Source organism: Scandinavium sp. NPDC088450 (genome assembly GCF_044900545.1).
Classification (GTDB): domain Bacteria; phylum Pseudomonadota; class Gammaproteobacteria; order Enterobacterales; family Enterobacteriaceae; genus Scandinavium.
On the sequence record NZ_JBJDNI010000028.1, the window covers coordinates 1 to 19,099 of the forward strand.

The 19,099-nt window shown below is 54.4% G+C and carries 19 protein-coding genes; 8 read left to right on the forward strand and 11 right to left on the reverse strand.

Translation table 11 applies throughout. From position 1 onward, the window contains the following. Nucleotides 1-115 precede the first annotated feature (115 nt). Nucleotides 116-862: an acid phosphatase PhoC gene (phoC, locus tag ACI2I2_RS20120; protein ID WP_404659558.1), complete on the reverse strand. Its 747-nt coding sequence runs from the start codon at nucleotides 860-862 to the stop codon at nucleotides 116-118. 271 nt (nucleotides 863-1,133) lie between these two features. Here phoC and selD point away from each other — a divergent pair, with 271 nt between their 5' ends. Both selD and ACI2I2_RS20130 read left to right on the forward strand, forming a co-directional pair. Then, nucleotides 1,134-2,177 carry a selenide, water dikinase SelD gene (selD, locus tag ACI2I2_RS20125; RefSeq protein WP_330981969.1) on the forward strand — a complete coding sequence of 348 codons (1,044 nt, stop codon included), beginning with the start codon at nucleotides 1,134-1,136 and terminating at the stop codon, nucleotides 2,175-2,177. A 4-nt stretch (nucleotides 2,178-2,181) separates the two neighbouring features. Continuing rightward, on the forward strand, nucleotides 2,182-4,125 hold the full coding sequence (locus ACI2I2_RS20130; protein ID WP_404659559.1) for a DNA topoisomerase III: 1,944 nt from the start codon (nucleotides 2,182-2,184) through the stop codon (nucleotides 4,123-4,125). A gap of 169 nt (nucleotides 4,126-4,294) precedes the next feature. Here the strand turns inward: ACI2I2_RS20130 and gdhA are convergent, their stop codons facing one another. Next, nucleotides 4,295-5,638: an NADP-specific glutamate dehydrogenase gene (gene gdhA, locus ACI2I2_RS20135; RefSeq protein WP_404659560.1), complete on the reverse strand. Its 1,344-nt coding sequence runs from the start codon at nucleotides 5,636-5,638 to the stop codon at nucleotides 4,295-4,297. 233 nt (nucleotides 5,639-5,871) lie between these two features. Between gdhA and ACI2I2_RS20140 the strand changes: the two genes are divergently transcribed. Continuing rightward, nucleotides 5,872-6,147, forward strand: a complete 276-nt coding sequence (locus ACI2I2_RS20140) for a DUF1496 domain-containing protein (protein ID WP_404659561.1) — start codon at nucleotides 5,872-5,874, stop codon at nucleotides 6,145-6,147. On the opposite strand, the gene ACI2I2_RS20145 is transcribed toward ACI2I2_RS20140, so the two are convergent. Beyond that, nucleotides 6,107-6,523, reverse strand: a complete 417-nt coding sequence (locus ACI2I2_RS20145) for a pyrimidine (deoxy)nucleoside triphosphate diphosphatase (RefSeq protein ID WP_404659562.1) — start codon at nucleotides 6,521-6,523, stop codon at nucleotides 6,107-6,109. The two genes, ACI2I2_RS20140 and ACI2I2_RS20145, sit on opposite strands and share 41 nt — an antisense overlap. 78 nt (nucleotides 6,524-6,601) lie before the next feature. Here ACI2I2_RS20145 and ACI2I2_RS20150 point away from each other — a divergent pair, with 78 nt between their 5' ends. Further along, a complete protein-coding gene (locus tag ACI2I2_RS20150) occupies nucleotides 6,602-7,168 on the forward strand; it encodes a carboxymuconolactone decarboxylase family protein (RefSeq protein WP_404659563.1) in 567 nt (188 codons plus the stop codon). Further along, nucleotides 7,161-7,772, forward strand: a complete 612-nt coding sequence (locus tag ACI2I2_RS20155) for a CDP-alcohol phosphatidyltransferase family protein (RefSeq protein WP_404659564.1) — start codon at nucleotides 7,161-7,163, stop codon at nucleotides 7,770-7,772. The genes ACI2I2_RS20150 and ACI2I2_RS20155 overlap by 8 nt, the downstream gene beginning before the upstream one ends. 124 nt (nucleotides 7,773-7,896) lie before the next feature. Here the strand turns inward: ACI2I2_RS20155 and ACI2I2_RS20160 are convergent, their stop codons facing one another. The 6 genes from ACI2I2_RS20160 to xthA all read right to left on the reverse strand — a co-directional run bounded on the left by ACI2I2_RS20160 (nucleotide 7,897) and on the right by xthA (nucleotide 14,091). Beyond that, a complete protein-coding gene (locus ACI2I2_RS20160; RefSeq protein WP_404659565.1) occupies nucleotides 7,897-9,204 on the reverse strand; it encodes a sulfurtransferase in 1,308 nt (435 codons plus the stop codon). A gap of 75 nt (nucleotides 9,205-9,279) precedes the next feature. Further along, a complete protein-coding gene (locus tag ACI2I2_RS20165; protein WP_404659566.1) occupies nucleotides 9,280-9,912 on the reverse strand; it encodes an ATP-binding cassette domain-containing protein in 633 nt (210 codons plus the stop codon). After that, nucleotides 9,912-11,447, reverse strand: coding sequence for a thiamine ABC transporter permease (locus tag ACI2I2_RS20170; protein WP_404659567.1), 1,536 nt, complete (start codon nucleotides 11,445-11,447; stop codon nucleotides 9,912-9,914). Before ACI2I2_RS20170 ends, ACI2I2_RS20165 begins: the two co-directional genes overlap by 1 nt. Then, complete coding sequence (locus ACI2I2_RS20175; RefSeq protein WP_404659568.1) at nucleotides 11,420-12,580, reverse strand: ABC transporter substrate-binding protein; 1,161 nt, start codon at nucleotides 12,578-12,580, stop codon at nucleotides 11,420-11,422. Before ACI2I2_RS20175 ends, ACI2I2_RS20170 begins: the two co-directional genes overlap by 28 nt. A gap of 10 nt (nucleotides 12,581-12,590) precedes the next feature. Then, a complete protein-coding gene (locus tag ACI2I2_RS20180; protein WP_404659570.1) occupies nucleotides 12,591-13,265 on the reverse strand; it encodes a TVP38/TMEM64 family protein in 675 nt (224 codons plus the stop codon). Between the two features lie 19 nt (nucleotides 13,266-13,284). Next, nucleotides 13,285-14,091 carry an exodeoxyribonuclease III gene (gene xthA / locus ACI2I2_RS20185; protein ID WP_404659571.1) on the reverse strand — a complete coding sequence of 269 codons (807 nt, stop codon included), beginning with the start codon at nucleotides 14,089-14,091 and terminating at the stop codon, nucleotides 13,285-13,287. Nucleotides 14,092-14,290: 199 nt separating this feature from the next. Here xthA and ACI2I2_RS20190 point away from each other — a divergent pair, with 199 nt between their 5' ends. Continuing rightward, nucleotides 14,291-14,743 (forward strand): GNAT family N-acetyltransferase, encoded by a 453-nt coding sequence (locus ACI2I2_RS20190; protein WP_404659649.1) that lies wholly within the window; start codon nucleotides 14,291-14,293, stop codon nucleotides 14,741-14,743. An 81-nt stretch (nucleotides 14,744-14,824) separates the two neighbouring features. On the opposite strand, the gene ACI2I2_RS20195 is transcribed toward ACI2I2_RS20190, so the two are convergent. Together ACI2I2_RS20195 and ACI2I2_RS20200 are read right to left on the reverse strand one after the other, a co-directional pair. Further along, a complete protein-coding gene (locus tag ACI2I2_RS20195; protein WP_404659572.1) occupies nucleotides 14,825-15,979 on the reverse strand; it encodes a hypothetical protein in 1,155 nt (384 codons plus the stop codon). A 187-nt stretch (nucleotides 15,980-16,166) separates the two neighbouring features. Then, nucleotides 16,167-17,342 carry an MFS transporter gene (locus ACI2I2_RS20200; protein ID WP_404659573.1) on the reverse strand — a complete coding sequence of 392 codons (1,176 nt, stop codon included), beginning with the start codon at nucleotides 17,340-17,342 and terminating at the stop codon, nucleotides 16,167-16,169. A gap of 83 nt (nucleotides 17,343-17,425) precedes the next feature. On the opposite strand from ACI2I2_RS20200, the gene ACI2I2_RS20205 reads away from it, so the two are divergent. Further along, nucleotides 17,426-17,926 (forward strand): Lrp/AsnC family transcriptional regulator, encoded by a 501-nt coding sequence (locus ACI2I2_RS20205; protein ID WP_404659575.1) that lies wholly within the window; start codon nucleotides 17,426-17,428, stop codon nucleotides 17,924-17,926. A 257-nt stretch (nucleotides 17,927-18,183) separates the two neighbouring features. After that, on the forward strand, nucleotides 18,184-19,077 hold the full coding sequence (locus ACI2I2_RS20210) for a LysR family transcriptional regulator (protein ID WP_404659576.1): 894 nt from the start codon (nucleotides 18,184-18,186) through the stop codon (nucleotides 19,075-19,077). Nucleotides 19,078-19,099 lie beyond the last annotated feature (22 nt).

Sequence of the window (19,099 nt, forward strand, 5' to 3'; positions counted from 1 at the left end):
GTTAATGCGCTGAAATTATTAGGGAAAGAGTACAGTAATATGGTCACAGGCGAATGACCATATTACTGGGGATCCCTCAGCCCCGCGGGAGAGGGCCGGGGAGAGGGGATATCCACTATTTCTGCGTTTTTGCAAACTCGTCTTTGGCTTTCTGCAACTGCTGCTGGAAAGCCGGATTGGTGTGCAGCGTAGCAACAACTGCAGAGCCTACGATACGTGCCGCATCCACATCACTTTGCCAGTGGTAACCACAAATAACACGGCTTTGGCCCAGATCGTATCCGCGTTTAAGGATCTCGTTCTGACGAGTCGGGTTAATCTCTGCCAGCACTAGCGCTGTTGCCCAGCCAATCGAGGTATGGCCTGACGGATAAGAGCCGTTTTTCGCCAGCTCATCCTGCTCTTTGGTGTTACAGGTTGGCACGCCATAGAACGCAAACGGGCGAATACGCATGTATTTCTGCTTAGCCGAACGGGTAGCGAGATCGCCCGCATCCTCAATCATATTGGTCAGCAGTTTGTGCAGTTCAGGGCTGTCTTTCTCGGTAATCGGCGAACCAAAGGCCGTCGAGAAGGCATTCGCCACGCCGCCGCTGCTCAGGTTCGCATCTTCCGCAGCCTGCTTACCTCGCTCGGTATTGCGCTGCAGACGGCCTTGTTCATACATGGCCTGATCGTTGAGGAAGGCAATGCTGCCCACTTCCGGTGGCGGTGGCAGCAGGGCAAGGCTGTCGATAGCCTGGGCGTTTTTCAGGTAATAAAGGTCAGGTTTGGTGGTGGCATCATTGCCGGACGGCACCAGGGCAAAGGCATTTACAGAGAACAAACTGGCGACGCAAAACGCCAAAAGACTTTTTTTCATCGAGGTTTCCTTTCGTTATCAAATCGTCCCAAGCAGGCTGTAACATTTCTGTCATAAACAGTAGAAAGAAAAACGACGCAGAAAAAATTGCGGTACCTCGCAAAATTGCAGATACATAAGATGGGTGAATGTATTAAAGCGGACAACAGGGTGAGCGTGATAGGAGGGATTGCGCGGATAGTGAGCAACAGCGCGCGATTTCAGACTGTCGCACTTATCACCCACGCAAATGGGCGCTAACATAACGGGATTGCAATGACAGGAGATGTCCATGAGCGAGCAAGCCATTCGTTTGACGCAATACAGCCACGGAGCCGGTTGCGGTTGTAAAATTTCCCCCAAAGTGCTGGAAACCATTCTGCTGAGTTCCCAGGCGAAGTTTGTCGACCCGAACCTGCTTGTCGGTAACGAAACCCGCGACGATGCGGCGGTGTATGACTTAGGCAACGGAACGTCGGTTATCAGTACCACCGATTTCTTCATGCCTATCGTCGACAATCCGTTCGATTTTGGCCGCATCGCTGCCACCAACGCCATCAGCGACATTTTTGCGATGGGCGGGAAGCCGATCATGGCGATCGCTATTCTGGGCTGGCCCATCAACACCCTTGCGCCCGAAATCGCCCGTGAAGTGATTGAAGGCGGGCGCTTTGCCTGCCAGCAGGCGGGGATTGCTCTGGCCGGTGGGCACTCCATCGACGCGCCAGAACCTATTTTTGGGCTGGCGGTCACGGGCATTGTGCCAACAGAGCGGGTGAAGAAAAACAGCACGGCGCAGGCCGGATGTAAGCTGTTTCTGACGAAACCACTCGGCATTGGTGTGCTGACCACCGCAGAGAAAAAATCGCTGCTCAAACCTGAACACCAGGGGCTGGCGACGGAAGTGATGTGTCAGATGAATATCGCCGGTGCTGCTTTCGCCAATATCGACGGCATTAAAGCGATGACCGATGTCACCGGGTTTGGTCTGCTCGGGCATCTCAGTGAAATGTGTCAGGGCGCAGGCGTGCAGGCGCAAATTCGTTTTGCCGACGTGCCAAAACTGCCGGGTGTTGAAGAGTACATCGCGCAAGGTGCGGTACCGGGTGGTACTTCCCGTAATTTCGCGAGCTACGGCCATCTGATGGGCGAAATGCCTGAAGCGTGGCGTAATCTGCTGTGTGACCCGCAAACGTCGGGTGGCTTGCTGCTGGCTGTCACGCCTGAAGCGGAAACCGAGATGAAAGCGACCGCTGCTGAGTATGGCATCACCCTGACCGCCATTGGCGAACTGGTGACCGCACGCGGTGGGCGTCCGATGATCGAGATCCGCTAACCCCATGCGTTTGTTTATCGCGGAAAAACCGAGTCTGGCTCGTGCCATTGCCGATGTGCTGCCTAAACCGCATCGCAGAGGCGATGGCTATATCGAATGTGGTAACGGCCAGGTGGTCACCTGGTGTATCGGCCATTTACTGGAACAGGCGCAACCGGATGTTTACGACAGCCGTTACGCGCGCTGGAACCTGATGGATTTGCCGATCGTACCGGAAAAATGGCGGCTGCAACCGCGGCCGTCAGTGACCAAACAGTTGAACGCGATCAAGCAGTTGCTCGGTAAAGCCACTGAAGTTATCCACGCAGGTGACCCGGACAGAGAAGGGCAACTGCTGGTGGATGAAGTGCTGGATTATCTGGATCTGCCCGCCGAAAAGCGCCAGCAGGTGCAACGTTGCCTGATAAACGATCTCAACCCGCAGGCGGTGGAACGTGCGATTTCGCGCCTTCGTGCGAATAGCGAGTTTATCCCGCTGTGCGTGTCCGCGCTGGCTCGCGCCCGTGCTGACTGGTTGTACGGCATCAACATGACGCGCGCTTACACCTTGCTGGGCCGCAACGCAGGCTATCAAGGCGTGTTGTCCGTGGGCCGCGTACAGACTCCGGTGTTGGGCCTGGTAGTGCGTCGCGATGAAGAGATTGAGAACTTCGTCGCGAAAGACTTCTTCGATGTAAAAGCGCACATCGTCACGCCTGCGGATGAGCGTTTCACCGCTATCTGGTTGCCAAGCGAGGCGTGCGAACCGTATCAGGATGAAGAAGGGCGTTTGTTGCATCGTCCGCTGGCCGATCATGTGGTTGCGCGTATTGCCGGGCAGCCTGCGATGGTCACCGGCTATAACGATAAACGGGAATCAGAACCGGCTCCGCTGCCGTTCTCGCTCTCGGCGTTGCAGATTGAAGCGGCGAAGCGCTTTGGTTTCAGTGCGCAGAACGTGCTGGATATCTGCCAGAAGCTGTATGAAACCCACAAACTGATCACCTATCCGCGTTCGGACAGCCGTTATCTGCCGGATGAACACTTTGCCGGACGGCAAGCCGTACTCAATGCCATCGGCATTCATGCACCGGATATGCTGCCGCAGCCCGTGGTTGACCCGGAAATTCGCAATCGCTGCTGGGATGATAAAAAGGTCGATGCGCACCACGCCATTATTCCGACGGCGCGTAGCTCTTCTGTTCGTCTGACGGATAACGAAGCGAAGGTGTACGAGTTAGTCGCCCGTCAGTATCTGATGCAATTCTGCCCGGATGCGGTGTTCCGCAAATGTCAGATTGACCTGGATATTGCCAACGGCAAGTTCGTCGCCAAAGCGCGTTTTCTGGCGGAAGCAGGCTGGCGCACGTTGCTGGGGAATAAAGAACGCGATGAAGAAAACGACGGCACGCCGTTGCCTGTAGTGGCGAAAGGCGACGAGCTATTGTGTGAAAAGGGCGAAGTGATAGAGCGTCAGACGCAGCCACCGCGCCACTTCACCGATGCGACGCTACTGTCGGCCATGACTGGTATCGCGCGCTTTGTGCAGGATAAAGATCTGAAGAAGATCCTGCGAGCCACAGACGGATTGGGCACAGAGGCGACGCGTGCGGGGATCATCGAACTGCTGTTCAAACGCGGTTTTCTGACTAAGAAAGGGCGTTATATCCACTCGTCGGACGCAGGAAGAGCGTTGATTCATTCGCTGCCGGAAATGGCGGCCCGGCCGGATATGACTGCGCACTGGGAATCCGTGCTGACGCAAATCAGCGAGAAACAGTGCCGCTATCAGGACTTCATGCAGCCACTTGTCGGCACGCTGTACGACTTGATTCAGCAGGCCCGAAGCACGCCGGTGAAGCAGTTCCGAGGCTTAATTGCGCCTGGCGGCGAGCAGCCGAAGAAGAAAACGTTCAGTAAGACGCGGAAGAAAAAACCTGCGGAGCCACAAGCACCGGCAGAGTTGTAAGAATGTCGGGTGGCGGCTACGCCTGACCCGACCTACGAGGTAAAAGCAAAACGGCAACTTTTGAGTTGCCGTTTTTAGTGTTTGCTCCCTCTCCCCGTGGGAGAGGGCCGGGGAGAGGGCATCAGGCCACTCCAGACCTACTCATTATGCAGGTCACCGGCACCGTCTTTTAAATCACACCCTGAGCCAGCATCGCATCAGCGACCTTCACAAAACCGGCAATGTTCGCGCCACGCACATAATGCGTTTGTTTGGCTTCGCCACCGTACTCCACGCACGCCTGATGAATATCCAGCATGATGTGGTGCAAGCGAGCATCAACCTTCTCTGCTTTCCAGCCCATACGCGCCGCGTTCTGCGCCATTTCAAGGCCTGAAGTCGCCACGCCGCCCGCATTCGCTGCTTTGCCAGGGGCAAACAGAACGCCCGCGTCGAGGAACAAATCCGTTGCGGCGATGGTGGTTGGCATATTGGCACCTTCAGCCACGGCTTTCACGCCGTTAGCGATAAGCGTGCGTGCCGCTTCCACGTCCAGTTCGTTCTGGGTCGCGCACGGCAGGGCGATATCAACAGGCACAGACCACGGCTGCTGGCCTTCCAGGTATTGCAGCCCGAACTCACGGGCGTAATCGGCAACCCGGCCATCGCGACTGGTTTTAATCTCTTCCAGACGGGCAAGTTTTTCAGGCGTGAAACCTGCTTCATCGACCACGGTACCGCTGGAATCAGAAGCCGTGACCACGCGAGCGCCCAACGCCATGGCTTTCTCAATCGCATATTGTGCCACGTTGCCTGAGCCAGACACTGCCACGCGCATACCTTCAAAGCCCAGCCCGTGGCGTTTGAGCATCGCATCAGTGAAATAGATAAGCCCGTAACCGGTGGCTTCCGGGCGAATCAGGCTGCCGCCAAACGACAGGCCCTTACCGGTAAACACACAAGCGGTGTTGTTAGATAGCTTTTTCATCATCCCGGTCATAAAGCCGACTTCGCGCGCGCCCACGCCGATATCACCAGCAGGAACGTCAGTGTCTGCGCCGAGGTGGCGATACAGTTCACTCATCAGTGCCTGGCAGAAGCGCATGATTTCGCCTTCGCTTTTGCCTTTCGGATCGAAATCACTGCCGCCTTTACCGCCGCCCATTGGCAGAGTGGTGAGGGCGTTTTTAAACGTCTGTTCAAAGCCGAGGAATTTCAGGATCGACAAGTTAACGGAAGGGTGGAAACGCATCCCGCCCTTATAAGGACCAATCGCCGAACTGAACTGCACACGCCAGGCGCGATTGACCTGCACCTGATTACGGTCGTCAACCCAGGTTACGCGGAACTGGATGATGCGTTCCGGCTCGACCAGACGCTCCAGCAGAGACATCTCACGGTAGCGAGGGTTGGCGTCAAGGAACGGCCAAAGTGTCGACATGACCTCGCGCACAGCCTGGGCAAATTCAGGTTGGTGCGGGTCACGTTGCTGTACGCGTTGCAGAAAGTTTTCCAGAGAGAGCGTCGATTCCATTACGATAAGTTCCTCTTATGGTGTTAACGGTATGATGTTGATGTAGTTGTTGTGTTTAAGGCGTTTTTTTCGACTATCCCCGCAGACGAGGCGGCAGGCAAGGAAAAATAGCGTGAAGAAGGGAAAATTTATAACCGGGCGTTTGTCATAACAAAAACCGATGAGAGCTAAAATTTAAGAAAAGCCCGGCCTGAGCCGATACTGTTATCTGAAACCCGAAAAAAGGAATGACGATGAAAAGAACTCTGATGGCTGGTTTGCTGGTGCTGATGGCGAGCGGCGTGCAGGCCGATCAGCGCATTCGTCCGGATGTCGAAGTGAATGTGCCCCCGGAAGTGTTCAGCAGCGGCGGACAGCGTGGGCAGCCTTGCAGCCAGTGCTGCATTTATGAGAACGCCAACTACTCGGAAGGCGCGGTCATCAAGGCCGAAGGGGTATTACTGCAGTGTCAGCGTGATGATAAAACCCTCAGCACGAATCCTCTGGTCTGGCGTCGCGTAAGGCAATAAAGGCTTCCAGCAGTGGTATGTCCGCAGGCGCGAGCGCATAGCCAAACGCCTGTTCCGGCTGCACCCATTCAAGCTGGCTGTGCTCGTGCGCGGTCAGCTCGCCGCTGAAGTCCGGCACATGCCAGGCGTGCAGATGAATAATGCGCCCGGACACTTCACGCTGGTGGCTGGCAACATACTCAGCAGGTAACGCTTCAATCCCCAGTTCTTCACGTAGCTCGCGAATTAACGCTTCGGGCTGCGTTTCACCCGTTTCAACTTTTCCGCCGGGAAACTCCCACATGCCTGGCTGGTCTGCATGAGGCGGACGCTGGGCCAGCAGAATTAATCCATTCCTTTCGAGAATGGCAGCGACGACATCAATCGTTTTCAGCATAGAGGTCAAGGTTCCTGGTGATGGCGTGCCATACTATCTCTGCCGTTGATAAATCTGAAGATCTGCAGGAGTGTTAGGGTGAAAAATCCTCAGCCATGGGTACCGCCGCTCAGCAAAATACCGGCTTCGCTGTCGCCTATCACCAGGATGCAAATAAAACATTATGGCGACGTGCTGTATCCCACACGCTGGTGGGGGCGCATGCCGCGTTTGTTCTGGCTGGTGGCGTTGTTTGTGGGCTGGCTGGAACGCAAAAAGGCACGTTTGTCGCCCGAACTGCGGGCAATGCTGATGACCCGAGTGTCGCAGCAGTGTCATTGTGCATTCTGCATTGACGCGAACACGCTGCGGCTGGCGCAACGCTGCGATGCGCTGGAGAAAGTGCAATCGGTCGCTCAGTGGCAAAACTCCCCGCTATTCAGTGAGGCCGAACGCGCCGCGTTGGCCTATGCCGATGCGATGACCGCCACGCCGCCCGTTATCAGTGAAGATCAAAAAAGTGCGCTCAAAAACTTCTATAACGACGAGCAGATTTGTGAAATGACTGCGCTGGTGGCTTTCCAGAATCTGTCTGCCCGATTTAACGCCGCGCTGGAGATTCCCTCTCAGGGATTATGCAGCAGTGAAAGGAACCCCCATGCTTGACCGTCATTTACATCCGCGCCTGAAACCGGCCCTCAATGACCTTGCTGCGAAGCTTGAGCAGCAGGGCATTTCGGCAGACGGTGTGACGCTAACAGGCTTTGCCATCGGCGTGCTGGCGCTACCGTTTCTGGCGTTAGGCTGGTATCTACCAGCGTTGGTGGCAATTTTGCTCAACCGCCTGCTGGACGGGCTGGATGGCGCGCTGGCTCGTCGCCGCGGGCTGGCAGATGCAGGTGGTTTTCTCGATATTTCGCTCGATTTTCTGTTTTACGCACTGGTACCGTTCGGGTTTATTCTCGCCGATCCTCAGGCGAACGCCGTGGCGGGTGGCTGGCTGCTGTTTGCGTTTATCGGCACTGGCAGCAGCTTTCTGGCCTTCGCCGCGCTGGCGGCAAAACATCAGATTGATAATCCGGGCTACGCGCACAAATCGTTTTACTATTTGGGGGGCTTAACGGAAGGGACGGAAACGATTTTACTCTTCGTACTGTGCTGCCTGTTCCCACAGTATTTTGCATGGCTGGCAGGGATTTTTGGCGCACTGTGTTGGCTGACGACGCTGACGAGGATCTGGAGTGGCTATCAGACGTTGAAGCAGGTTTGATTGATTGCCGGCGGCACTGACGCTTACCCAAATTGGCGCTGCCTGATGCCCTCACCCCGGCCCTCTCCCACAGGGCGAGGGAGCAAACACTAAAAACGGTAGCCTTAAAGCTACCGTTTTGCTTTTACCTCGTAGTCTCTGGCCCGCGCTCACCACGGCTAACCGGGTTTTTCGGGTTCTGGCTCCATTCATACCATCCGCCGTCATACACCGAAATGTTCTGCCAGCCCATGGCGCGGGCATACATGAACGTTTCGGAAGCACGCCAGCCGGTGCCGCAGTAGAAAGACACCTGTTGTGACGGCACAATATTCCACGCTTTCCACATCGCTGCGATGTCATCGGCAGTGCGCATGGTGCCATCCGGATTATGGAAATCTTCCATGTGCGTGGAGTCGCTGCCTGCGTGGCCCCAACGAGCGCCAGCAATCTCACCTTTTGGCTTGATGTAGCTGTAGCCGCTGGTGGTGCCAATAAATTCCGGCCAGGAACGTATGCTGACCAGCGATGCATCCTGACGATGCAGCAAGCCGCGAGCCTGTTGCTCGTTAAGCATCAACTGTGGCTTGCCTGGGATTGGCGCGCCGAAGTCCGGGGCGGGCGTGATGTTGCCAGGCATGCCGCGCTCAACAGGCAAACCGGCATCAGACCAGGTTTTCCAGCCGCCATCCAGCAGACGGACATCCTTCACGCCGGCATACAGCAGGATTTGCGCCACGCGGGCCGCCGCGTAAACATCACGTCCGTAAAGGATAACCGTGGTGTCATGGCGAATGCCTTGTTTTGCCATCAATGCTTTCAGCTTGTCGTCAGAGACTTTATTCCACAGCGGCTCGCTTTCCACCTCGTTGGTGTCGATGTAGCCGGCACCTGGAATGTGGCTCAGCAGATAAAGTTTTGGCGCGCCCCAGGCCGCTTCAAACACTTTCCAGTCGCCTTCTGGCGCGGCAGTGACCACCTTTTGCAGTTGCAAATCGTGCAGCCATTGTGGGTAAACCAGCTGTTCAAAGTGCGGCAGTTTTTGCAATCTTTCAGGCTGTTGTAAGGCATCGCTAAGCAGGGTGACGTGCGTCATTCCGGCTTTTTTCAGGCGAGCAGCAACGGCTTCGTTATCCTGGATTGCACCATACAGCGCGACAGGCGTGGCAGGCTGCAACTGGTGTTGTTTTATCCAGGCGGCCAGCTGTTCGTCGTTCATTGCTGAAAGCCAGGTTGCCGAAAGGTTGAGCGCAGAAGGTTCATGACCTTCACTGCCATTGAGTGCTTGCGGCCAGCCGTTGTAAAACGCGCTCAGGCGCGTATCAATGGCGACACCGTGTTGTTGTTGCAGTTCGCTTAGCGTCAAGGTCGAAGCCTTATCAGCAGCAAAGGAAGCAGAGGAAGACAGCCCGATCAGCAGGGCCAGCGCGGTCAGTTGAGAAACACGTTTCATCGAATTGCCCGACAGGAGTGAAATGAAGCGTCATTCTGAACCTCCGAATGGAGAAAATCCTTGCGCTGAAACAGATTAGCGCCAGCTTTCAAGTTGCAGACAACGGCCCTCTGGCGGGATATCTGCCATGTCGTGAGTGACCAGCACAGCGGGAATATTTTGCTGGTGAATCTGGCTAAAAACGAACGCGCGGAAGCTATCGCGAAGCGTTGCATCGAGGCCACTAAACGGCTCATCAAGCAGCAGGGCATCGGGCTGAGCTAACAGCGAGCGCAGCAACGCAACGCGGGCACGTTGTCCGCCTGAAAGTGTGGCAGGGTCGCGTGAGTAAAAACCATCTAATCCGGCACTTTCCAGTGCGGTCTCAACTTTTAGCCGCCGTTCCTGACGAGCGACCGACGACGGAAGGGCGAGCAGCAGGTTTTGCCCAACGTTGAAGTGATCGAACAGCAAAGCGTCCTGGAACAGAATGCCGACGCGCCGGGTTTCGGTTGGCAGCCCATCCAGGCGTTTATCGGCCAGCCAGAGTTCACCCGAAGCCTGAAAGGCTTCAGGCAACGCACCAACCATCCACGAAAAAAGGGTGGATTTTCCGCTGCCGGAATCGCCCATTAACGTCAGCACTTCGCCTTTCTCAACCTGGAAGTTTACGCCACGAAGTAACGGTGAGGAGCCGCAGGTCAGGGCCAGGTTTTTAACGATTAACATCAACGAAGTCCTTGTCGGTAATGGCCTGTCAGCCTGAGCAGCAAGGCGATCACCCCGAAAAAGAGGCCCGGCAGCAACAGTTGCCACAGCGCCTGAGTTGCCAGTAAAGGCGTGCTGCCGCTGCTGCTCAGCGCTACGGCGTCAGTGGTAAGCGTAGTGATTCGCCCGGCACCCAGCCAGACGGTCGGTAAATATTGCGCAATGCTCACCGAGAACCCGACCGCAACAGCGCTAAGAACAGGGCGCAGCAGAAGAGGGCATTTCACTACCCAGAAACAGCGCCATTGCCCCCAGCCGAGCGTGCGAGCGACGAGCAAAATTCGCGGGTCGAGTCTATGCCAGGCGGGATGCAGAATAAATAACGTCCACGGCACCACCCACAGCAAGTGCCCCCACAGAACGGTAAGGGCCTCGCCATCCTGCCAGCTCCATAATGCCAGCTGATATTGCCCGGCAACCAGCGGCAGCGCGGGTAACATCAGCGGAAGCCAGATCCATACTGTATAACGCTGTGGGCCATATTCAAGCCACAGCAAGCTGAGCATTGCCGCCAACAGTGAAGCACTGAGCGCCAGCCACAGGCTGTTGAACAGGCTGGTCATTGCGACACCATCCAGGCGGGAAAGCAGCGCGAGCGTCAAGACACAGAGTAAGCCAGAGAGCGGCAACAGCCACGCAAACACGCGACCAGCAAAGTCATAAGAAGCGGGGCGGCGAACGCCCTGAAAATCAGGAATGGTTCGACGAAACAGCCACCAGACCAGCATGGCAGCCAAAATTATCACCGCCAGGATTAATAGCAAAAGCAGACAAGCCAGCGTCCCTTGCGTTTGTTGCTGGGTATCACCCTGTGAGAGCCATTGCCAGGCAAGAACCGCCAGTGTCGGCGGGTTTCCTGGCCCAAGAATAATCGCCACATCTACCGCAGAAAGCGTCCAGGCTGTCGTTGCCAGCAGCACGATCCGCAGTTGTGGCATCAATTGCGGCAATACCAGCCAGGCCAGAATTTGCCAGCGCCCGTAACCTTGAGCGCGTAGCACCAGGCTTTGTTGCGTGAGCCGTTTGCCGCTGAGTAGGGCATAGAGCGTCCACAGTAAAAACACGCTCTCTTTGACCGCCAGCGTCAGGCCGAGCCCAATGCCATAGCGATCGATAAACGGCGTCAGCGTGGGGAACTGGTGAAACAGCCAGCCGCCTTCGGCAAAGAGCAACAGGGCGGCGGTGACAAAAGCAACATGCGGCACGGCGAGCAGCAGAGGAAGCTGCGAGGCAAGACGCTGCCAACGTTGCGAAGGCCAAAGCGCAGCGACCACGGATAATGCAATCAGCAACGCTCCAACCACGGCAATCAACGTAGAGACAAGCGTTGCAAGCAGTGCCTGTGGCAACTGCGTATCGTGAAGCAGCGTTTGCCAGTCAGCCAGCGAAAAGGCAGGTTGCGCAAGCTGGCTGAGTGCAGGCAACAACGGCAGATAAATCAGCGCCATTGTTGCCCACAGCAGGGAAATCAGTGCGTACCGTAACGGCGCAGCCATTCCTGCTCCAGCGCGTTAACCCAGGCGGCATGCGGTTCCGCTAATACCGCAGGCGTTTGTTCTGACGTGACTTCAGGCCAGGGCTCCGGAAGTTTTTGCATATCCAGCACTGTCGGGTCTCCCCAGAAAGCAGCATCCGCTTTGCGTTGTTGAGCCGCCGGGGAAAGCAGGAAATTAGCCACAACCTGTGCAGCCTGCGGGGAGCGGGCATTTGCCGGAATGGTGACGAAATGAACGTTGCCGATCATGCCTTTACGGAAGCCAAAGCTGTAGCTGTCTTTTGGCAATTCACCGCTAGCGACTTTTTGCGCAGCGTGCATGGGGTTGAACGTCAGAGAAAGCCGCAACGTACCGTTGGCAAGCATGGCATCCATTTTCGCCGGTGATGCCGGGAAATCGGTGCCTTTTCGCCAAAGTTGTGGATGCAGTTTATCCAGATACGCCCACAGCGGCGCAGTCACCTCGGCAAAGGTTTCAGCATTCGGCGGCAGCTTTAGTGCATCAGGCTGCGTGGTGAGCACCAGCAGAAGTTGTTCCAGAAACGCCGTTGCGGTGAAATCTGGTGGGCGAGGATAAGTCACCGTGCCGGGGTGAGCGGCAGCAAAACTGAGCAAATCAGCGGCGGAAAGCGGCGGCTGTGACGTTTGTTCGCGACGGGCGATAAACGTTAATTGTGCGCTTCCCCACGGTGATTCCGCGCCGTCAGTCGGCACGGAAAAATCTTCCCGAACTGGTTTTTGCACATCAACGTACCGCCAGTTTGGTAGCTGTTCGGCCCAGCCTGTTTTCAGCAAATCTGCCTCTTTCAGGGTACGGAAGTTTTCCCCGTTCACCCACAGCAAATCGACCGAACCGTTGTGCGTACGGCCTGCTTTCGCTTCTGTCTGAATGCGCTTTACCGTATCGGCCGCGTCGGCAATATGCACGATACGCAAAGTGATATCGTAATCGCGTTTCACTTCCCCACTGACCCAGTCGAGATAGCGGTTCACCGCCGGATCGCCGCCCCAGGCATTAAACCAGACGGTTTGCCCGCGCGCCTGTGCTTCGGTTTGCTGCCACGAGGTATTGGCGAGTAATGGGCTGCTGGCAAGCAACCCGGCGAAAAAGATCCCATAACGCACACGGCGCATACGTACTCCTTTAACGATGAAGAAAGTGGCCCAGCAGACGGCGAGAAATCAACGGCAACAGGCCAATCAGAGCGAATGCGAAAAGCATTCCTCCGGAGAGAATATCGGCCAGCGAGTGTAGCTGACTTAACTGACGGCCTGCATTGAGATAAATCAGCGTCGCGGGCAGCATGCCTAACTGGCTGACCCACCAATAGCGCCACAGACTTAATCGCGTGACACCGGCCAACAGGTTCACCAAAAAGAACGGAAACAGCGGCATCATCCGCAGCGCAAAAAGATAAAACGCACCATCGCGAGCAATGCCGTCATTCACTCTGCGCATTTGAGCGGGAAAGCGCTGACTGACCCAATCGGCCAGAAGGTAACGGCTGACGAGCATCGCCAGCAACGCACCTGTTGTGGAGGCGAAAGAGACAATCACGACCGCCAACCAAAACGGCAACACAGCGCCGCCGAGCAGAGTAATAAGCGTAGCGCCTGGAATGGACAACGCGGTGACCAGCACATAAATCAGGAAGTAAGCGACACAAGCAAGTTGAGGATGCGCGTGATACCAGCTGACGGAAGTAGCGTGAGACTGCTGCACGGCGCTTAATGAAAGCCAATCGCGTGGCAGCCAGACTAAAACAGCAACAATAAAGGCTGCCAGCAACGCCAGCAGCCCCAGTTTACGTGTATTCACTTTGGCGGATTACCTGAGCTTAGCCCTTAAAGGTCGCCCAGACCGGTGCGTGATCCGACGGTTTTTCCATACTGCGGATCTCGTAATCGATGCCGGTTTCGATGCAGTGCGGTGCCAGCCCCTGGCTTGCCAGCAGCAGGTCTATGCGCAGACCACGGTTGTCGTCGAAGCCTTTGGAACGGTAGTCAAACCACGAGAATTTGTCCTGCGTTTCCGGGTTCGCGTGACGGAAGGTGTCCACCAGACCCCAGCCGAGCAGGCGCTCCATCCACTCACGTTCTTCCGGCAAGAACGAGCATTTGCCGGTGCGCAGCCAGCGCTTACGGCTGTCTTCACCAATGCCAATATCCAAATCCGTCGGGCTGATGTTCATATCGCCCATGATCAGCACCGGGTTCTCTTTTTTCAGTTCGCCCGTCAGATAGTCCTGCAAATCCTGATAAAACCTGGTTTTTGCAGGGAACTTCACAGGATGGTCGCGGCTTTCGCCCTGCGGAAAGTAGCCGTTAATCACGGTGAGATTGCCAAATTGGGAAGGCACTTCCGCCATGATGATGCGACGCTGCGCTTCTTCATCATCGCCCGGAAAACCACGGCGCACGGCGATCGGCGTCTCTTTGGTTAACAGCGCCACGCCGTAATGACCTTTTTGCCCGTGATAAAAGACGTTGTACCCGAGTTTGGCGACATCTTCGAGCGGGAACATGTCGTCGTGAACTTTGGTCTCCTGAAGGCCAATCACGTCAGGTTGATGCTTTTCAACGATCGCTTCCAGCTGATGAGGACGGGCGCGCAGGCCGTTGATATTAAAAGAGACAAATTTCATAGTCGCAGCCACTTTGCAGGGTGAATGATGCAGGGATGTTAGCAGAATTTCTGGCGGCTGGCTTTATGCGGTGTGTTTTGTCGGGCGAAGAGAAGCAGGAAGAGAATGTTGCACTTAACTTCCCGCTCATGGGGTGAGGCTGAGGCGCTTACCGGCAGGATGTTATATGCTGGCCCGAACCTTTGCACAGGGTATAACCATGATAATAGTAGAGAAATCAGATCCTCTCAGTTCAGAATCTCAGCGTTTAATCGATATGCTGTCATCTGAACTTGCCGCGATAACGGGTGATACCGGCAAAAGCAATTTCACCGTCGACGCAATGAAGGAAGACAAGTCGTTATGGGTGCTGGCAAGGAATGCGCAAGGCGATGCGATAGGGTGTGGCGCTATCCGGCCGTTAACGGAAAACATCGCCGAGCTTAAAAGGATGTATTCAGACCGAAGCGTGCCTGGTGTTGGCAAAGCGTTGCTCACCTTTCTGGAAACCTCAGCCAGCGAAATGGGATACAGCGAGCTCTGGCTAGAAACCCGATGCATCAACCACAGGGCTGTCAATTTTTACGAAAAGAATGGGTATGCCCGTATTGAAAATTATGGCCCTTATATTGGCAGGGAAGAAGCTGTGTGTTTTGCAAAGGGGCTGTGCTAATTGCGGTAGTGGGGGGTTATTGTTCGGAGTTGATGGGGGGCTGGGTCCGCTATGAGCGAACAACGGACACCGTGGTTGCTGTTACTTGGCCGATATTGATTGGTATATTTTTGACAGTCTGCAGAATGCTTCCTTAGGTTCCCATGGCGGCATTTCTCTACCTTTCGATTCGTTAGCTGGATATGTCTTGACCAGAGAGAAGCTCATCATATCCAAATCCCTGGCTCCTTCACCATGAGGGAAGATTGGGAACGAGAAAACGTAGATGAAAACGCCCTCAACTTCGGCTTCGGGGCCACTGAGCAAACTAAGCTGTTCCTCTATGTAATCTGCCTGTTCACGCTCGCTGCGAGTGGGTACGATGTTATTGGTAAAAATGCCTGAACCATCAGGATTAGTGCCCAGTAAATTCATGAAGCCACCTGCCCCAAGCTTGCCGGCACCTTCATAGGCGCAAGACCCGACCTCCATAATGACCAGAGGTTTATTCAGGCGGTAGTGCTCCAGCATACTCACGTACTCTTCAGCTGATTCACCGGCGCGATAATGATCGATACCAACAATATCGAACTGACTCCATTCGACTTGTTCCCACATGCCTTGTGAATAGGTTACTTTGCCTCGATATGCTGAACGTACACCCTGCATGATCTGCTTGAGAGTGTCATTGAAAAGCGCAATTCTCTCGCGGATCTTGTCGTCATAAACACCTGTCTGTCTCGCGGTTATCATTTCAATGACACCTTCGGTGCGCTCGATAACCGAATCGCCGTCCAGGATGCCCTCATTGAACAAAGACATTTCACAACCCGCCACGAAGACGAGATTTATTCCTTCCTGACGAAGTAATTCGGCAGCGCTGGCGGCTTCAGCGAAATAGGCGGGTAGTTCGTTGACAGGAACATTCATCTTCCAGGGATTAAAGAATACGGTTAATCCTTCCTGGTGTGCGATACGCGTGGCGGACACCAGACGATCAATGTCTTCACCTTCGATTCGAATGGCATTCGCATGTAATTGCGTGGCAATCGCTTTGATATCATGGGCAACCAGTTCAGGGTTGAATGAAGGCACTGAAAGTGGGGAGTTGGCGGTAAATCTCAGGCCAACATCGTAGATAACACCACGATACTTCATTGATACGGTTCCTTTTGCATAGGTATAACTGGCTAAAGGTGCAAGTGTAGTCAGGGCTACTGTGGCTGAGGCGATTTTGATAAAAGTTCTGCGTTGCATAGTGCCTGCCGTACAGAGAAAGTGATCTGCTCCGTATTGATTAACATATATTGTTATCTAACCTCTTATTTGACTACGACGCTGTTCAATACAGGGGGCATTGAACCCAAAACCGAAATGGACGCCCAGCTATCTGCAAGACGTCCAATTCTTTGGAGGTTTCTGATTTAAGCGTTGTCAGACATGGTCAATATGAGCTTACACGCACTGCAAATTCCTTGCGGGCACTTAACCATGCGAGAAAAGCCAGGCCGAGCGCGATAAACGACAGAAGGGCCCCAGACCAGTTTGGCGAGACCAGACCGAATCCGGCAGCTATGGTGGCTCCTCCTACCCAAGCACCAAGCGCATTACCCAGATTAAACATACCAATATTAACGGAAGATGCCATTGTAGGTGCTCCTGCATGGCTGGCACGATCCATAACCAGTTTCTGAATGGGAGAGACGGTCGCAAAACCAAACGCTGCCATGAGGAAAATGGAAACACCGGCGACCAGCTTATTTTCTACACCGATCCAGAAAATAAGTAGCACTATACCCTGAGCAGCGAGAGTGACAAAAAGCGTACCAAATAGCGAACGGTCAGCGAAATGTCCTCCCATCCAGTTACCGACGGCAAGACCCAGCCCAAACAGAACCATGAGCCAAGCCACACCTGAGTCAGAGAAACCTGCGACCCCGGTCATCATTGGTGCGATATAGGTGATTGATGTAAAAAAGGCCGCCGGGCCGAAGACAGTAATTCCCATAACCAGCAGAACTTGTGGGTCAATAAAGGCGCGCATTTCGGTACTTAAAGCGATAGGTTTGCCCTTTTCAAGATGGGGAATGAGCGAGGCAATAGCCGAGATCGTAAACAAACCTATGCCTGCAATAACCCAAAAGACCAGACGCCAGCTGAACGCCTGAGCCAGCCAGGTTCCCAACGGTACGCCAACCAGATTAGCCACGGTCAACCCCGTAAACATAAACGCAATGGCGCTTGCCTGGCGACCCGGCGCAACCAGTGATGCTGCGATAATCGACCCGATACCAAAGAAGGCACCATGATTAAAGGAGGTAATGACACGGCCCACGATGGCCACTGATAATGTGGGTGCCAAAGCTGTAATGACGTTGCCAAGGGTGAAAATAATGGCCAGCGCTATCAGCATGGCTTTTCGCGGTATCCTTGCGCCCAGCACTGTCATAAGCGGTGCGCCAACGAAAACACCCAGAGCGTAGGATGTGGCCATTGTCCCGGCTGACGGGATACTGACGCCAAAGTCAGTTGCTATCTGCGGAAGAATACCGGCAATCACGAACTCTGTCAGACCTATACCAAATGCGCCAGTGGCTAGCGCGAATAGTGCGATGGGCATTGAAACTCCAAATTGTGTGCTTAACTGAATTTAATTAGGTAAAATTGATTATATTCATATTTATATTCAGTTCTGGAGCCCTTGTGAGTGCATTAGATAAAGAAACAGATAGCATTCGGCAGTTAAAGCACAAACCTGCAAATCTTGATGCAATTGACCGAAAAATATTAAGTGCTCTGGCAGAGGATGCTGGCCGCAGTTATACCGAGTTAAGCGAAATCGTTAATTTATCAGCTCCGGCTGTCCATGACCGGGTAAAGCGGTTGAAACGTGATGGAGTCATTAAGGGTACTGTGGCGATACTTGATGGTTGTAAGCTTGGCAGAACGCTGTTGACGTTTCTTGTCGTAGACACAAGTAGTTATCATGCAACGCGAGCGCTTCTGCAGTTTACCAGCCGCAGGGAGGTTGAAGAGCTTCATACCGTTGCAGGTGACGGTTGTGTTCTGATCAAGGTTCGGGCAGCTGATACCGAGTCGCTTGAAAACTTTTTAATGGAGATCCAGAGTGTGGATGGAGTGAGATCGGTTCGTAGTTATATTGCACTCTCCACATTTCTGGAACGTGGCCCGTCCCCTGATTAGCGGGAAAATTGTGGGGAGCAAATGTTGGAACGTTGAGCTTTAGCCTACTTGACCAAAATAAAACCCTCCAGCAATTTCCGCTTTTGGCACTAAGTCGCCCGACAAGAAGCCTAGGGGGCGTTCTCAGCGATGACCAGCGTTCCCCAAACCCCAACTAACCCACCACAGCAGAATTTCAAGCCCAGCAACCTTTATGCTTATACTGTCCCCCAATGTCGTGGCGAAGGCCAGCTAACCAGCCTGATAAAGGATGCACGGTGCTTAAAGAGAACTTCAACGAACTGCAGATTTTTTTGGTGGTGGCCAGAGAGCGGAGTTTCACCAGGGCGGCTAGCAAACTGGGTGTGTCTCAGTCTGCGCTTAGCCATGCGGTTAAGGCACTGGAGGAGCGTTTGAACCTGCGCTTGCTGACCCGCACCACGCGAAGTGTGGCGCCGACAGAAGCCGGGGAGCGGATCATGGCTTGTCTGGAACCGCGCATTGCCGATCTTGAGCAGGAGCTTGAAGCGCTGTTGCAGATGAACGGCAACGCTTCCGGGAACATTCGTTTATCCGCTGGTGAGCACTCCGCTCGCAGTTTGGTGTGGCCGAAGCTAAAACCTTTTCTGAAACAGTACCCGCAAATCAACGTTGAGCTGATTGCCGATAACGGCTTTGTCGATATTGTCGAAGGGCGTTTCGATGCAGGCGTTCGCCTTGGCGAGAGTGTTGATAAAGACATGATTGCGGTAAAAATTGGGCCGGATATGCGAATGGTGGTGGTCGGTTCGCCGGACTATTTTGCTGAGAATCCTGCGCCTGTTACGCCGCATGATCTTCAGCATCATCGCTGCATCAATATGCGTTTACCGACGGCGGGCGGGCTTTATCACTGGGAGTTTGAACGTGAGGGCAAACCGCTGCGCGTGCGGGTGGAAGGGCAGTTAACGCTGAATTTACTGTCAGAAAGAATTGATGCGGTACTGTCAGGTTTTGGCCTGGCGAGCGTGCCGGAAGATACAGTCACGGAGCACCTAAAAAGCGGGGAACTGGTGCAAGTGCTGGACGAGTGGTGCCCGACGTTCCCCGGTTACTATCTTTATTACCCAAGCCGCAAACAGCATCCGGCTGCATTTGCCCTGCTGATTGAGGCCTTACGTCATACGGAATAACGGGTTTATAGCGAACCATAAA